Genomic DNA, 251 nt, shown 5'->3' on the forward strand with positions numbered 1-251 from the left:
CGCAGCCCGCCTGGCAGAGGCCCGGGCGCTGCTGCGCTCGGCCGATGCCCAGCGCATGCCACAAGTAGGCGTAGGCGGCGGCGCGGCGCGCCAGGCCGGTGCCAACACCAGCAACGGCCTGCAGCCTGCCACCTTGGTGACGGCTGGCCTCAACCTGTCCTACGAGGTCGATCTGTTTGGCCGCCTGTCGCAGGCCAGCCAGGCCGCGCAGCTGGATGCCGAGGCGCGCGCCGCCTTGCTGCAAAGCACGC

1 protein-coding gene is annotated in these 251 nt (G+C 72.9%); it reads left to right on the forward strand.

Going from position 1 to position 251, the window contains the following annotated elements; genetic code table 11:
* A partial coding sequence (locus H928_RS29255) for a TolC family protein (protein ID WP_043341498.1) occupies positions 1-251 on the forward strand: 251 nt, incomplete at both ends.

The sequence above is a fragment of the Comamonas sp. B-9 genome (assembly GCF_000410635.1).
Classification (GTDB): Bacteria; Pseudomonadota; Gammaproteobacteria; order Burkholderiales; family Burkholderiaceae_C; genus Comamonas.